Below are 13,759 nucleotides of genomic sequence, written 5' to 3'. Positions count from 1 at the left end.
CGCGGGCGCGCCGCACCCGCTGCTCCAGCCGCCCCTTGTGCGCGCTTAGGCTGACCACGTCATGCCAGCCCGAGTACACGCCATCATCGTCGCGCGCCCCGGATCATCGGCCCGTGCCCAACTGCTCCGCACCCTGGACGCACTGCGCGCTCAGTCGACCCCGCCCGCGGCGATCACGCTCGTCGTGTGCGGCGACGCGGGATCCATCCGTCAGAGCGAGGTCGTCGCCGCCACGGTCGAGGGGATCATCGCGGCCCGCAGCGGCACGTCGTTCGCCGATGCCGTCGAGCTCGCACGTCCTCGTGTAATGGAGGGCAGCGCGATCTGGCTGCTCGCTCAGGACACCGCGCCCCACCCCCGTGCGCTCGAACGCCTCGTCGGCAGTCTCGAGCGCTCGCCGTCGGCGGCGATCATCGCGCCGAAACTGGTGCAGACCGACGACGATCGGGAGATCGTCTCGCTCGGCGTGAGCATGACCGCTCTCGGGCGCTCCGTGGAACTCGCCGCGGGCGAGCTGGATCAGGGGCAGCACGACGGCAAGGACGATGCGCTGGGGGCCGACATCCGCGGCATCCTGATCCGCGGGGAGGTGCGCGACGCCCTCCGGCCGGATCGCGCGCTCGCGGGGGCGGACGAAGGCCTCGACCTCGGCGTGCGCGCGCGTCTCGGCGGGGGCCGTGTCGTCCTCACGCCCTCCGCGCGCATCGCCGTCTCACCCGACGGTCCTGCCGCGCTGCCCGCAGGAGGCGCCCGTCGCGCGTACGCGACCAGGACGGCCCAGCTGCATCGGCGTCTCGCCTATGCGCCGGCGATCGCCCTCCCGCTCCACTGGCTGACCCTGCTTCCTCTCGCGCTCTGGCGCTCGATCACCCATCTCATCGGAAAACGCCCTGAAGCCGTGGCTCCGGAGTGGGGAGCAGCGCTGACCGCGATGTTCCGCTTCGGCGCCGTCAGCCGCTCGCGGCGCGGCATCCGCTCCTTCCGCACATCGAGCTGGGCGAGCGTCGCCCCTCTCCGCGTCACCCGTGGCGACCTCCGGCGCAGGCTGGACGACGGCCACGGAAGCGAGGGCGGCGCCGTCAGCGAACTCCGCTTCTTCTCGGGTGGTGGGGCCTGGGCCGTGCTCGCAGCTCTCGTGGTGAGCATCGCGACGTTCACGACCCTCCTCGCCTGGCCCGTGCTGGGCGGCGGCGCCCTGCTGCCCTTGCGCACGACGGTCGCGGCGCTGTGGGCGGATGCGGCGTGGGGTCTGCGCGGCGTCGGCGTCGACCTGATCGGACCGGCGGATCCGTTCGCGGCCGTCGTCGCCGTCCTCGGCTCCCTGTGGCCGGCCGGACCGTCCTTCTCGCTCGTGCTGCTGTGGATCCTCGCTCTGCCGCTCGCCGTCCTCGGCGGCTGGTTCGCGGCGACCCGGGTGACGGATCGCTCCGGGCTGCGGATCTTCGCCGGCGTCGTCTGGGCGCTCGCGCCCACCTTCCTCGCCGCGCTCATGGACGGGCGTCCCACCGGCGTCCTGGTCCACCTGCTGCTTCCCTGGCTCTTCCACTCCGCCGTCGTCGCGCACCGCTCCTGGGGAGCAGCCGGCGCGGCATCCCTCCTCTTCGCAGCGGTCGCCGCCTGCTCGCCCTCTCTCGCCCCGGCCCTGCTGCTGCTCTGGGTGGTCGCGATCGGCATCACCCTCGGCGGCGCACGCATCCGGGGCGCGGTGCGGCTGCTCTGGCTGCCGGTGCCCGCGATCGCACTGTTCGCGCCGATCGTCGTCTGGCAGCTCCGGCACGGCAGCATCCTCGCTCTCCTCGGCGATCCCGGCCAGATCTGGGCTGGTCCGCAGGCCGGCGCCGACGCCGCAGGGCGCCTCGCCCTCGCCACAGGCTTCCCCACGGCATCGTTCGGAGACTGGACCGCCGTGGTGGGCACGCCGCTGGGCACATGGGCGGGCGTCCTGCTCGCCCCGCTCGCCCTCCTGGCGCTCGCCTCGGCCGTGGCACCTCGATGGCGGGCCGGGATCACGCTGCTCGTCGTCTCGCTGACGGGGCTTGCGACCGCGTTCCTGGCCGTCGGCATCGCCGTCTCCTTCGCCCAGGGGACTCCCGTCGCGATCTGGCCTGGGGCCGGACTCAGCCTCGCCTGGATCGGCCTGACCGGGGCCGCTCTCGTCACGCTCGACACCATGCTCACCATGCCCCGCGTGCGTGTCGTCGCCGCGGTCGTCTCCGCCCTCGCCGTCCTCGTCTGCGCTGTGCCGTCGCTGCTCTCGTTCCACGGCTTCCTCGGCGAAAAGCCGGTGCTCACGGACGGTCCCTCCTCGACGCTCCCCGCCTACGTGGCTGCGCAGGCGGAGGGCGAGAAGCCGGTCGGAACGCTCGTCCTCACTCCGCAGAACGACGGAGGCCTCGCGGCGGAGGTCGCCTGGGGCGTCAGCGAGACACTCGGAGCGCAGAGCACGATGCTGACCACAGCGACCGACATCCGCGGAACCGACATCACCACGCTCTCCGTGGATCTGCTCTCGGCACGCGACTTCGACGCGGCGGGGAAGCTCGGCGAGCTCGGGATCGGCTACGTCCTTCTCGCGAAGGTCGCAGACGGGGAGGGGGACCGCGCGCTCACGCTTCGCACGTCGGCGGTCACCGCCCTCGACCAGCGGGCGGGTTTCGTGCAGGCCGGCAACACCGCGCGCGGCGTGCTCTGGCACCTCGAAGCGGATGCCGCCGATCGGGCCGAGCTCTCCGCAGGCGAGCATGCGACGGCGCGCCTCGTCACGACGGTGCAGCTGGTGCTGGTCTTCGCTGCACTGCTGCTCTCCATCCCCACGCGCTCCTCCCGCCGCGCGGCCCGTGCGCAGTCGCGCATCGTGGGACGTACGCCGGACGAGCCGATGGTTCTGCCGCGACACGCGGAGGACAGGGAGTTCGAGGATGCCTACCCCGTGGGCGACCCCGCACCCGAAGATCGCGCGACTCAGGATCCGGAGCCGGTCGATGACCCGCAGCCGACGGATACCGGTGCAGAGACGGCGCCGACGGATGCCGGTGACGAGCCGGTGGTGCGGGATCGCACCGAGACGCCGGAGGAGGAACGATGAGCGGCAACCAGACGATCCGCGTGGTGGCGACGAGTGCCCGCCTTCTCACAGGGGCCGTGGCCTGCGTGGCCTGCGTGGCGGGGGTGGTCGTGGCGATCACCGCGCCCTGGCCGTCGGTGTCCTCCCGACCTGCGCAGGCGGAGGTGACGCCGCTGCCCGGCGACACCGTCCTCGTCTGCAATGGCGACTTCCGCGCGCTCGGGCGTGACACATCCGATCCGCTCCGCATGGACTCGGCGGCGAGCCCCCGCTTCACGATGGAGGGCACGGAGGGCGAACCGGAGATCGGCTCGCTGACCGCGGGAGACCTCGCGGGCGCCGGCGAGGTGCGCCGTCTGACCGGGGCCGTCGAGGGGCGGAAGGCGCCGCTCATCGGCGCGACGGAGTCGGTGACGCTCCGGGCGGAGGATCTCTCCGGATTCGCGGCGGCGCCCTGCCGCGAGGCGAGCACGGAGTCCTGGCTCATCGGCGGGGCCGTCGTGACGGGCGCTGAGGACCTCGTCGTTCTGACGAACCCCGGTGCGGTGCCCTCCACCGTGACCCTCACCGTGTACGGGACCACGCGCACGTCGACGACGTCGATCGTCCCCGCAGGCGCCCAGGTCGCGCTTCCGCTCGCGGCGATCGCCGGCGGCACCGCTGCTCCCGTGGTCAATGTCACGGCGACAGGGTCGCCGGTCCGTGCGGTGCTGCAGTCGTCGCTCATGCAGACCCTCGACCCGGTCGGGGTGGATCTCCAGGACGCGGTCTCCGCCCCGCAGCAGCATCCGGTGATCCCCGGGGTGCAGATCTTCCAGAACGAGGGCGACGACAGCTCCGCCAACATGCTGCGGCTCTTCTCGCCGGAGACCGAGACCCAGGCCACCGTCACGATCCGTGCGGTCGGCGACGTCGAGGCGTCGGCGGTGTTCCAGATGGACATCCCCGCAGGGGTCGCGACCGATGTCGGGCTCCCCGACCTCGACCCGGGCCTCTACACCGTGCAGGTCGACGCGGAGTCCGCGGTCCTTGCCGGTGTGCGCGTGCAGGACGGTGCAGGTCCCGGCAGCGACTTCGCCTGGGCGATGCCCGCACCGGAGTTCACCGGAGAGACTCTCGTCGCCGTGCCGTCGGGCCCTGCCGCCGTCCTCGTCCTCACGAATGACGAGGCTGAGGACGTGCAGGTCACCGTCGGCCCGGTGGGCGGAGGCGGAGGGGAGAAGCAGGTGACCGTGCCCGCTGGCTCTTCGGCATCGGTCGATGTGACCGACGGCACCGTCTACTCGGTTCGCAGCGCGGCTCCCGTGCACGCGTCGGTCTCCATGACCGGTGACGGAGCGCTGGCGGTCTGGCCCGTGTGGCCTCCTGCGGGGGCGGAGAAGAGCGTCGTCGTCTACCCCTGAGCCGCGTGCTCAGTGGTCGTGGCCGAGGTCCCAGGGCTCGCGGCCGACGTACTCCGCCGCTGCGCGGAACACGGCGCCTTCGATGGCCATGCGCCGATGGGCTGCGTCGTCGTGACCGGGCGGCAGCAGCCGCTCGATCGGCAGCCGGAACAGAACGATGCGCCGGTTGTCGCGGTCGAGGTACCAGCGGGGCACCTCGTCTCCCGACTCGTACAGCGGCATGGCGCCGATCTCGAAGCGCACGTCCTGCAGTTCGGTCCACGTGCCGCGCAGGAACTCCACCGCGGTGCCGACGGTGAGGTCGAACCGGTCGATCCGCCCGTCGAGCGGGGCGAGGGGAGGCCGGACCACCTCACTGCGGCCGAGGCGGCCGTGTCGGCCGTGACGGGCGCCCCTCCGCGGAGCGGCGGAGGCGCGATCGGCGCGACGACGGGGCATGTTCAGAAGTCTAGGCGGTGTGCCTCCGCATGCGGCGCGGCATCCCCCGACCGACGTCCGCCGGACGTAGCCTGGCTGTGATGGACGGAAGACTCTGCTCGAAGGTCGGCTGCGCTCGCGAGGCGGTGGCGACGCTCACCTACGACTACGGCGATCAGATGGCGGCTCTGGGGCCGCTCGGCATCGCGCACCACGCCAACGCCCACGACCTGTGCGCGCCGCATGCGGACAGGCTCTCGGTCCCCGCCGGCTGGCTCGTCGTGAGGCACGAGGCTCTTCGCGCCTGAACATTTCTCTATACCCGGAAACTATTTTCTGGCTATGCTGACTCCGGGCGCGCCATGGTGGCGTGGCCGGAAAGGCAGCCGTGATCGTCTGGCGTCGCTGGATCTTCCCTCTCCTTCTCGTCATCGTGCTCGGCGCGAGCGCCGCGGCGCTGGTGAAGATCGCGTTCTTCCCTGACCAGACCGTGGCGGCGGTCGTACCCGAGGCGGCGATCACCGATCCGGTCATCGCGGTCGAACGGGGATCCGTCGTCAACGAGCTCTCGCTCAGCGGCAACGTCGCGCGCGACGACGCGTTCACGGTACGCAGCGAGATCACCGGGGCCGTCACCGCCGTCCACGTCGGCGAGGGCGCGACGGTCGCCGCCGGTCAGAAGCTCTTCACGATCAAGCAGGACGATCCGAAGAAGGACATCGACGTCCTCGCGCCCGAGGTGGGCGAGATCTCCGAGATCGCTCTCGTGAAGGGACAGCCCACCAGCGTCGGGACCGAGATCTACAAGATCACCCCGGCCCGGTATCACCTGCTCGCCACCGTCGAGCCCGTGCAGCTCTACCGGCTCGTGAACGCGCCGACCGAGGCATCCGTCACGATCACCGGAGGACCCGCGCCCTTCACCTGCACCGGAGTGCGGGTCGAAGTGAGCCCAGAGGGCACGGCGAGCGTGCGATGCGCGATCCCGACCGATCAGGTCGTGTTCGCCGGGCTCCCGGCCACGCTCGATCTCGCACTCGGGAAGGTCGATGACGCCCTCGTGATCCCGGTGACGGCGGTGCAGGGCGGAGCGGGCAGCGGCAACGTGTGGGTGGATGCCGGAGACGGCGCCGACCCCGAGGAGCGCGCCGTCACGCTCGGCGTCAACGACGGCACCATCGTCGAGGTGGTCTCGGGTCTCGATGAGGGGGAGTCGATCAGGCAGTTCGTCCCCGGCTTCGTCGCCCCCGTGCAGGAGAACTGCTACGAGGTCGCACCAGGGGTGGAGCAGTGTGACAGCGGGACGAACTGGTGACCCTCGTCAGGCTCGACGACGTCACCAAGAGCGTGACGCTCGCCGACGACTCGACGCTCGAGATCCTGCGCGGCATCAGCCTCGAGGTCGGGGCGGGCGATCACGTCTCGATCGTCGGGCGCTCCGGCTCGGGGAAGTCGACCCTCCTGAACATCCTCGGGATGCTGGACGCCCCGACCACGGGAACGGTCGCCTTCGAGGGCACGGAGGTCCGGCGCATGCGGGCGGGAAGGCTCGACCGGCTGCGCGGGAACAACGTCGGCTTCGTGTTCCAGCAGTTCAACCTGCTCCCGGGGCGGACGGCGCTCGACAACGTGATGATGCCGCTCGGGCACGCACGCGGTCATCTGTTCTGGAATCGCCGCCGGATCGCGGCCGACATGCTCGAGCGCGTCGGACTCGGGCATCGCACCGGACAGATCGCCGACCGGCTCTCCGGCGGCGAGCAGCAGCGGGTGGCGATCGCCAGGGCGCTGGTGCGCAGGCCCGTGCTGATCCTCGCGGACGAGCCCACCGGCGCGCTCGACATCGACACCGGGGCGTCCGTCATGGCGCTTCTCGACGAGGTCGCCACCGAGACGGATGCCGCGCTCGTGACGATCACGCACGATCTCCACGTCGCCGCACGCGCGCGGCGGCACTATCGACTCGATGCCGGACGCCTGGAGACGGCCGACCTCAGTCTCGCCTTCGAGGCGTCGACGCTCGCGGCGTCCGTGCCGTCATCCGCCTCCGAACCGGAGGAGGCGTCGTGACCGGCATCCTCGGTGCCCTGGCCGACGCCTGGGCGGAGATCAGGGTTCACAAGCTGCGGGTGCTGCTCAGCCTGATCGGCATCGCCGTCTCGGTCGCGGCGCTCACCGCGGTCTTCGCGTTCTCTGAGTATCAGCGCCAGTATCAGACGGAGCAGTCAGACAGATCCGGTGGGCGCGCAGCGACCCTGGTCGTCAGCCAGATGAGCGAGGACGGCGCACCCGTCGACCTGGACGCCTTCGACGCACGCGTCGCCGGCGCCGCCGCGCGGTTCGACTTCAGTCACGCGGCGAGGGTCGTGCAGGGGCTCAGTGTGCCCGTGGCGCTGCCCGACGGCATCGTCGAGGTGTACGCGCGGCTGTACGACCCCGTGTACCCGCAGATCCACCGAGAGGAGCTGCTCGACGGTCGGTGGCTCGCCGACACGGACGTCGAGGCCCTCGCGCCACCGGTGATCATCACGGAGGCACTGTGGGAGAGGATCGGCAGGGTTCCCCTGGCACAGCATCCGACGCTCTCGCTCGCGGGTCCGGCCGGCGGCACCTACCAGGTGGTCGGTGTCGTCCCGCGTCAGGGCTACATGGACGACTCGCTGCGGGTGGACCTCCTCTTCGACTCCTACCGGGCGAGGGTCGACGCCCTCCCGGAAGGCGCCCAGGTGCAGTACGAGGTGTGGGTCTCGCAGAGCAGGGTCGACGAGATCGCGCCGGTGTTCGCGATGGATCTGCGCGCCGGTCTCCCCGGGGGGCAGACCATCACGGTGATGCGTTCGGACTGGGCCGCGCAGCCGGGGAACGTGAACGCGATGGCGACGTTCGAGATGGTCGTCGGAGGCATCGCCGGGGTCATCCTCGCGCTCGGCGCCCTGAGCCTGATCAACATCCAGCTCGTCGCCATGCGGCAGCGCGTGCGTGAGATCGGGGTGCGCAGGGCGTTCGGGGCGACCTCGGGGCGGGTGTTCGTCTCGGTGCTGCTGGAGAGCCTGGTCGCCACGACGGTCGCCGGCGTGATCGGGATCGCGATCGTCGTGGCCGTCCTGCGATCGGACTGGGTGGTCACCTCGATGTTCTACGGGATCCAGGACATCCCGCCCTTCCCGATGCGCGCGGCCATGATCGGCCTGATCGCCTCGGTCGCGGTCGGCGCCGTGGCCGGATTCATCCCGGCGATCGTCGCGCTGCGGGTGAAGGTCATCGATGCGATCCGGTTCTGACGGGATGACAGAATAGGGGCATGCCCGAGCTCGAGTACCGCGTCGCCGATCTGTCCCTGGCCGAAGCCGGCCGCCACCAGCTGCGGCTTGCAGAGAACGAGATGCCGGGGCTCATGGCCCTGCGCGCCGAGTTCGGCGCAGCGCAGCCGCTCAAGGGCGCGCGGATCGCGGGTTCCCTGCACATGACCGTGCAGACCGCCGTGCTGATCGAGACCCTGACCGCTCTCGGCGCCGAGGTCCGCTGGGCGAGCTGCAACATCTTCTCCACGCAGGACGAGGCCGCCGCTGCTGTCGTCGTCGGCCCGACGGGAACCGTCGACGCCCCGGCCGGTGTGCCGGTGTTCGCGTGGAAGGGCGAGACGCTCGACGAGTACTGGGCCTGCACGGAGCGGATCTTCGACTGGTCGGCATCCGGATTCGACGGACCGAACCTCATCCTCGACGACGGGGGAGACGCGACGCTCCTCGTGCACAAGGGCGTCGAGTTCGAGAAGGCCGGAGCCGTGCCCGCTGCGACGGATGCCGACTCGCACGAGTACACGATCATCCTCGACCTGCTCCGCGCCTCGCTCGCCGGGTCGGCCGACCGATGGACGAAGATCGCCGCCGGACTCATCGGCGTGACGGAGGAGACGACGACCGGCGTCCACCGCCTGTACGAGCTCGCGGCGGCCGGCGACCTCCTGTTTCCGGCGATCAACGTCAACGACTCGGTGACCAAGAGCAAGTTCGACAACAAGTACGGCATCCGCCACTCGCTGCCCGACGGTCTGAACCGTGCGACCGATGTGCTGATGGGCGGCAAGGTCGCGTTCGTCTGCGGCTACGGCGACGTCGGCAAGGGGGCAGCGGAGGCCCTGCGCGGGCAGGGCGCCCGCGTGATCGTCAGCGAGGTCGACCCGATCTGCGCCCTGCAGGCCGCCATGGACGGCTTCCAGGTGGCGCGTCTCATCGACGTCGCAGGCGCCGTCGACATCGTCGTGACCGGCACGGGCAACCGCGACGTCGTGACGACCGAGCATCTGCTGGCGCTCAAGCACCTCGCGATCGTGGCCAACGTCGGTCACTTCGACAACGAGATCGACATGGCGGGTCTCGAGGCGCTCGACGGAGTCTCGAAGGTCGAGATCAAGCCGCAGGTGCACGAGTGGCGCCTCCCGAACGGACGCAGCGTGCTGGTGCTCAGCGAGGGCCGTCTGATGAACCTCGGCAACGCCACGGGGCACCCGTCCTTCGTGATGAGCGCCTCCTTCGCCAACCAGGTGCTGGCGCAGCTCGAGCTGTTCACGAACATCGAGGCGTATCCGACCGGCGTCTACACGCTGCCCAAGGCTCTCGACGAGAAGGTCGCCCGTCTGCACCTGGATGCTCTGGGCGTGCAGCTCACGCGACTCAGCGACGAGCAGGCCGCCTACATCGGCGTCCCCGTCGAGGGGCCGTACAAGCTGGAGCACTACCGCTACTGAGCGGGATGCTCAGACGCCGACGCGCCGACCGGTCAGCTTCTCGGCGCGCGCGCCGGCGTTCTCCAGCGCGCGGCGCTCGCGCTCTCGGCGCAGCACGGTGACGCCGACGAGGACGACCTCGGGCGGTGCGGCGGGGATCGGCGAGACGAACGGCGAGGCTTCGGCCAGCAGCTCCCTGGCGACCCGCTCGCGTGCGGACGGCATGAGGCGCGGAGCGCTCACCAGGAACTGCGAGATGCGGCGGGCGAGTCTATCGGGGAGACGCGCGACGTCGGCGATCTGCGCCCAGCCCGCGAGCATCGGCGGAAGGACGGGCGCCAGGGGGACGAGCTGGGGGGTGCGAACGCGCTGACTGTACGTGCCGGCCACCATGTCGCCCAGGCGCTGCGACCGAGCGCTGAACGCGCCGGCGAGGACGGCGACGCCGCCGAGGGTCATGTAGATCTCCAGCACGCCGAGCAGCGCGCGGATGAAGGCGTGGCGGAAACCGGTCGCTCCGCCGTCGAGGCGCACGATGCGCCCTCCGACGGCGAGCTTCCCGAGGCTGCGTCCCTTCAGGACGACCTCCATCGTGAGGGGCAGCACCACGAAGCTGACGATGATCGCCATGATCGAGGCGATCGTGTCGGTCGCCTCGTCGAGCACGCCGATGCCGAGCAGCCACAGACGCAGGAAGATCCACATCACGAACACCGCGACGCTGACGAGGATGTCGATGACGGCTCCGGCCGCCCGCAGCACGAAGCCGATCGGCTGCACATCGATCGCCACGGCTTCGCCGGAGAGCATCTCATCTGACGTATCGAACGGCACGGACATGAGTACAGTAAATCAGGTGGATGCCGATGCGCTGACCGATGCACGCCGCGCCGAGTGGGAACGACTCGACGACCTGAGCCGTGCGCGGCTGGACGGCGCCGGCGTCGACGAGCTCATCGTGCGCTACCGGGCGGCATCCGCGGATCTCGCCGATCTCAAGACCTCGGTCGGAGAGTCCCCGCAGGGCGCGTACCTGTCGACGATCCTGATCAGGGCGCGGCTGCGGCTGACCGGAGCGTCCGACAACGTCCTGACCCTCGCCGCCCGCTTCTTCGCCAGGCAGCTTCCCGCGGCGCTGTACCGGCTGCGCTGGACGACCCTCGTGATCGCCCTGTCGTTCATCGCGATCGCCGTCGGCACCGCCGTGTGGATCTCCAGCGACCCGGCCCTGATCGCGACGCTCGGCACTCCGGCCGACCTGAAGCAGTACGCGGATGAGAGCTTCACCGGGTACTACACCGAGAACCCGGCTGCCGTGTTCATGGGCATGGTGTGGTGGAACAACTTCTGGATCGCCCTGCAGTGCGTCCTGTTCGGCATCACGGGGATCTGGCCGGTCTACGCGATGGTTCAGAATGCGATGGGCCTCGGCGTCTCCGGCGCGGTCATGGCCGCGCACGACCAGGTCGACGTCATGATCCTCTACATCCTGCCGCACGGGATGCTGGAGATGACGAGCATCTTCGTGGCCGGCGCGGGCGGGCTGCACCTGTTCTGGGCGTGGGTCGCGCCGGGCCATCGGACCAGGGGGGAGTCCCTCGCCGCCGAGGGACGGTCTCTCGCGACCGTCGCGATCGGCCTGATCTTCGCGCTGTTCCTCGCCGGACTGATCGAGGGTTTCGTCACGGGATGGTCGCTGCCCTGGCCGGTCAAGATCGGCATCGGCGCCGCAGCGCTCGCCGTGTTCCTCATCTACATGCTCGTCATCGGAGGTCGCGCCTACCGTCGGGGCGAGACCGGAGACCTCGTGGAGTACGAGGCCGGCACTCCGCGGCTCGTCGCCGGCTGAGTCGACTCCTGCGCGCCGGACGAAGACCCCGACGTGCGAGAGATCGACGCGCGGACGCGCGGCTCAGAGCCGTCCGGCGGCCTTCAGCTCGAGGTAGCGGTCGGCGATGCGCGGGGGGAGCGTCTCGGGATCGGAGGCGATCGCCTCGCCTCCGGCGCGTCGGATCGCGTCGGCCACGTTCTCGGCGTCGCGCATGGTGCGCTCGGCCGCTGCGGCGAGGTAGACCTCCTCGCGCGAGTCGCGCCTCCTGGCGAGGTCCGAGATGCCGTCATCCGTCACCGAGCCGACGAGGATGGAGGTCGCCCGCGACGCATCGGGGAAGGCGCCGAGGAAGCCTCGGGCCGACTCCGCGGCATCCTGTGCGGTGAGCACGACGATCAGCGAGGGGCGTGTGGTGAGCGTGCGGACGGCGGCGAAGGCGCTCGGCCAGTCGGTGTCGACGAGACGCGCGTGCACGGGCGCCATCGCGTCGGTCAGCGCCGGGAGCAGCGCGGCGCCGTCGACGCCCGTGACTCTCGCGCGCACGACGCGGTCGTACATGAGCAGGTGCACGTGGTCTCCGGCGCGCGTCGCCAGGGCGGCGAGCAGAAGCGCGGCCTCGAGGGCCGCATCCACCCTGGTGCCGTCGCCGACGCGTGCGGCGGCCGTGCGGCCGGTGTCGATGATGATGACGACGTGACGATCGCGCTCGGGGCGCCACGTCCGCAGCATCGTCGTGCCCGCGCGTGCGGTCGCCCTCCAGTCGATCGAGCGCACGTCATCGCCGCGGACGTACTCACGCAGCGAGTCGAACTCGGTGCCCTGCCCTCGGACCTGGATGCTCGTGTTGCCGTCGAGCTCCCGCAGCCGTGCGAGCCGCGAGGGCAGATGCTTGCGGGAGGAGAACGCGGGCAGCACGCGGATCGCACCGCGAACTCGGTGCTTCGACTGCCGGCCGGCGAGGCCGAGGGGGCCGCGCGAGCGGATCACCACGAACTCGCTGACGAGCTCGCCGCGCCGGCGGGGGAGCAGGGGGATGTCCGCGCGGCGGCGTTCGCCCGCAGGGATGCTCAGGCGTTGCCGCTCCGGCCCGGCGCCGGCGGTCGGCTGCCAGGCGTCGCGGATGAGGGCGTGCAGCGTGCGGGAGCCGAGATTGTGCACCGCGACGCTCACCGGGACCTGTTCGCCCAGTCGTGCTCGCGCGGGCACCCGGCGCGTCACCACGGCTCTCGCGGGGCTCGCCGCCGTGAGCACGTCGACCGCGACGAGAACCGCGCACAGTCCCGCCCAGATGCCCAGCGCGGCGTATCCCGAGTAGCCCGCGAGTCCGGCGAGGACCAGCGGGATGATGCCGATGCCGAGAGCGACGGCGAGGCGACCGGTGACGAACACCTAGATCGGCACCCTGGTCTGCTGGACGACGGAGGTGAGCACGGCATCCGCCGAGACGCCTTCCATCTGCGCGTCCGGGCGCAGCTGGAGCCTGTGCCGCCAGACCGGCACCAGCATGGTCTGGATGTGGTCGGGGGTGACCGCGGTGGAGGAGTTCAGCCAGGCCCACGCCTTCGCCGCCGCGAGCAGGCCGGTGGATGCACGAGGGCTCGCACCGAGCTCGACAGACGGGGACTGCCTGGTCGCCCTGGCGAGGTCGACCACGTAGCCGAGCACGTCGTCCGTGACCTCGACGAGGGAGGCCGCCGCCTGAGCGGCGCGGATCTCGTCGGCCGTCACGACGGACTCGACGCCGGTGAGCTCACGTGGCGAGAAGCCCGAGGCGTGCCTGCGGAGGACGGAGACCTCCGCGTCGCGCTCCGGCATGCCCACCACGAGCTTCATGAGGAAGCGGTCGAGCTGCGCCTCGGGCAGCGAGTACGTGCCCTCGTGCTCGATCGGGTTCTGCGTCGCGGCGACGAGGAACGGGTCGGGCAGGGCGCGGCTGACGCCGTCTGCGGACACCTGGCGCTCCTCCATGGCCTCCAGGAGCGCCGCCTGCGTCTTGGGCGGAGTGCGGTTGATCTCGTCCGCGAGGAGGATGTTGGTGAACACCGGGCCCGCGCGGAAGTCGAACTCGCCGGTGCGGGCGTCGTAGACGAGGGAGCCGGTGACATCGCCGGGCATCAGGTCGGGGGTGAACTGCACGCGCTTCGTGTCCAGGCCGAGGGCCCGTGCGAACGATCGCACGACCAGGGTCTTCGCCACGCCGGGCACGCCCTCCAGGAGCACGTGCCCGCGGGCCAGCAGTGAGACGAGCAGGCCCGTGACCGTGCCGGCCTGGCCGACGACGGCCTTGTCCACTTCCGCGCGCACGCGATGCATCGCCT

At 71.0% G+C, this 13,759-nt stretch carries 12 protein-coding genes; 8 read left to right on the top strand and 4 right to left on the bottom strand.

Annotation, left to right across the window (positions count from 1 at the left end):
- Window positions 1–61: 61 nt before the first annotated feature.
- Both ACFVRO_RS14250 and ACFVRO_RS14245 read left to right on the top strand, forming a co-directional pair.
- Window positions 62–3,085, top strand: coding sequence for a glycosyltransferase (locus ACFVRO_RS14250; RefSeq protein WP_386953377.1), 3,024 nt, complete (start codon window positions 62–64; stop codon window positions 3,083–3,085).
- Window positions 3,082–4,467, top strand: a complete 1,386-nt coding sequence (locus tag ACFVRO_RS14245) for a DUF5719 family protein (RefSeq protein ID WP_386953374.1) — start codon at window positions 3,082–3,084, stop codon at window positions 4,465–4,467. Before ACFVRO_RS14250 ends, ACFVRO_RS14245 begins: the two co-directional genes overlap by 4 nt.
- Window positions 4,468–4,476: 9 nt before the next feature.
- On the opposite strand, the gene ACFVRO_RS14240 is transcribed toward ACFVRO_RS14245, so the two are convergent.
- Window positions 4,477–4,905 carry a hypothetical protein gene (locus ACFVRO_RS14240; RefSeq protein ID WP_223586695.1) on the bottom strand — a complete coding sequence of 143 codons (429 nt, stop codon included), beginning with the start codon at window positions 4,903–4,905 and terminating at the stop codon, window positions 4,477–4,479.
- An 80-nt stretch (window positions 4,906–4,985) separates the two neighbouring features.
- On the opposite strand from ACFVRO_RS14240, the gene ACFVRO_RS14235 reads away from it, so the two are divergent.
- The 5 genes from ACFVRO_RS14235 (at window position 4,986) to ahcY (ending at window position 9,631) form a co-directional block, all read left to right on the top strand.
- Window positions 4,986–5,192: a DUF3499 family protein gene (locus tag ACFVRO_RS14235; RefSeq protein ID WP_105672472.1), complete on the top strand. Its 207-nt coding sequence runs from the start codon at window positions 4,986–4,988 to the stop codon at window positions 5,190–5,192.
- Window positions 5,193–5,254: 62 nt separating this feature from the next.
- Window positions 5,255–6,199 carry an efflux RND transporter periplasmic adaptor subunit gene (locus tag ACFVRO_RS14230; RefSeq protein WP_386953371.1) on the top strand — a complete coding sequence of 315 codons (945 nt, stop codon included), beginning with the start codon at window positions 5,255–5,257 and terminating at the stop codon, window positions 6,197–6,199.
- Window positions 6,196–6,954, top strand: coding sequence for an ABC transporter ATP-binding protein (locus ACFVRO_RS14225; protein WP_344010662.1), 759 nt, complete (start codon window positions 6,196–6,198; stop codon window positions 6,952–6,954). Before ACFVRO_RS14230 ends, ACFVRO_RS14225 begins: the two co-directional genes overlap by 4 nt.
- Window positions 6,951–8,165 carry an ABC transporter permease gene (locus tag ACFVRO_RS14220; protein ID WP_386953369.1) on the top strand — a complete coding sequence of 405 codons (1,215 nt, stop codon included), beginning with the start codon at window positions 6,951–6,953 and terminating at the stop codon, window positions 8,163–8,165. The genes ACFVRO_RS14225 and ACFVRO_RS14220 overlap by 4 nt, the downstream gene beginning before the upstream one ends.
- A gap of 20 nt (window positions 8,166–8,185) precedes the next feature.
- The gene (gene ahcY / locus ACFVRO_RS14215) at window positions 8,186–9,631 is read left to right on the top strand and encodes an adenosylhomocysteinase (protein ID WP_386953366.1); all 1,446 of its coding nucleotides are present in this window, start codon (window positions 8,186–8,188) and stop codon (window positions 9,629–9,631) included.
- 9 nt (window positions 9,632–9,640) lie between these two features.
- Here the strand turns inward: ahcY and ACFVRO_RS14210 are convergent, their stop codons facing one another.
- Entirely contained in the window at window positions 9,641–10,450 is an 810-nt protein-coding gene (locus tag ACFVRO_RS14210; RefSeq protein ID WP_386953364.1) for an RDD family protein, read from the bottom strand.
- 16 nt (window positions 10,451–10,466) lie between these two features.
- Here ACFVRO_RS14210 and ACFVRO_RS14205 point away from each other — a divergent pair, with 16 nt between their 5' ends.
- Window positions 10,467–11,459: a stage II sporulation protein M gene (locus ACFVRO_RS14205; RefSeq protein WP_386954477.1), complete on the top strand. Its 993-nt coding sequence runs from the start codon at window positions 10,467–10,469 to the stop codon at window positions 11,457–11,459.
- Between the two features lie 63 nt (window positions 11,460–11,522).
- On the opposite strand, the gene ACFVRO_RS14200 is transcribed toward ACFVRO_RS14205, so the two are convergent.
- Together ACFVRO_RS14200 and ACFVRO_RS14195 are read right to left on the bottom strand one after the other, a co-directional pair.
- Entirely contained in the window at window positions 11,523–12,830 is a 1,308-nt protein-coding gene (locus ACFVRO_RS14200) for a DUF58 domain-containing protein (protein WP_105672465.1), read from the bottom strand.
- A complete protein-coding gene (locus ACFVRO_RS14195; RefSeq protein ID WP_341942582.1) occupies window positions 12,831–13,754 on the bottom strand; it encodes a MoxR family ATPase in 924 nt (307 codons plus the stop codon). It abuts the gene before it with no gap.
- Between the last annotated feature and the right edge of the window lie 5 nt (window positions 13,755–13,759).

Source organism: Microbacterium sp. NPDC057944 (assembly GCF_042887445.1).
In the GTDB taxonomy this organism is placed as follows: domain Bacteria; phylum Actinomycetota; class Actinomycetes; order Actinomycetales; family Microbacteriaceae; genus Microbacterium; species Microbacterium natoriense.
This window is presented reverse-complemented; position numbering and strand designations above follow the sequence as displayed.

Bases quoted from the DNA above. Each gene is read 5' to 3' on its own strand.
- ACFVRO_RS14250 (WP_386953377.1), top strand. From the start codon at position 62: ATGCCAGCCCGAGTACACGCCATCATCGTCGCGCGCCCCGGATCATCG.
- ACFVRO_RS14245 (WP_386953374.1), top strand. From the start codon at position 3,082: ATGAGCGGCAACCAGACGATCCGCGTGGTGGCGACGAGTGCCCGCCTT.
- ACFVRO_RS14240 (WP_223586695.1), bottom strand. From the start codon at position 4,905: ATGCCCCGTCGTCGCGCCGATCGCGCCTCCGCCGCTCCGCGGAGGGGC.
- ACFVRO_RS14235 (WP_105672472.1), top strand. From the start codon at position 4,986: ATGGACGGAAGACTCTGCTCGAAGGTCGGCTGCGCTCGCGAGGCGGTG.
- ahcY (WP_386953366.1), top strand. From the start codon at position 8,186: ATGCCCGAGCTCGAGTACCGCGTCGCCGATCTGTCCCTGGCCGAAGCC.
- ACFVRO_RS14210 (WP_386953364.1), bottom strand. From the start codon at position 10,450: ATGTCCGTGCCGTTCGATACGTCAGATGAGATGCTCTCCGGCGAAGCC.
- ACFVRO_RS14195 (WP_341942582.1), bottom strand. From the start codon at position 13,754: ATGCATCGCGTGCGCGCGGAAGTGGACAAGGCCGTCGTCGGCCAGGCC.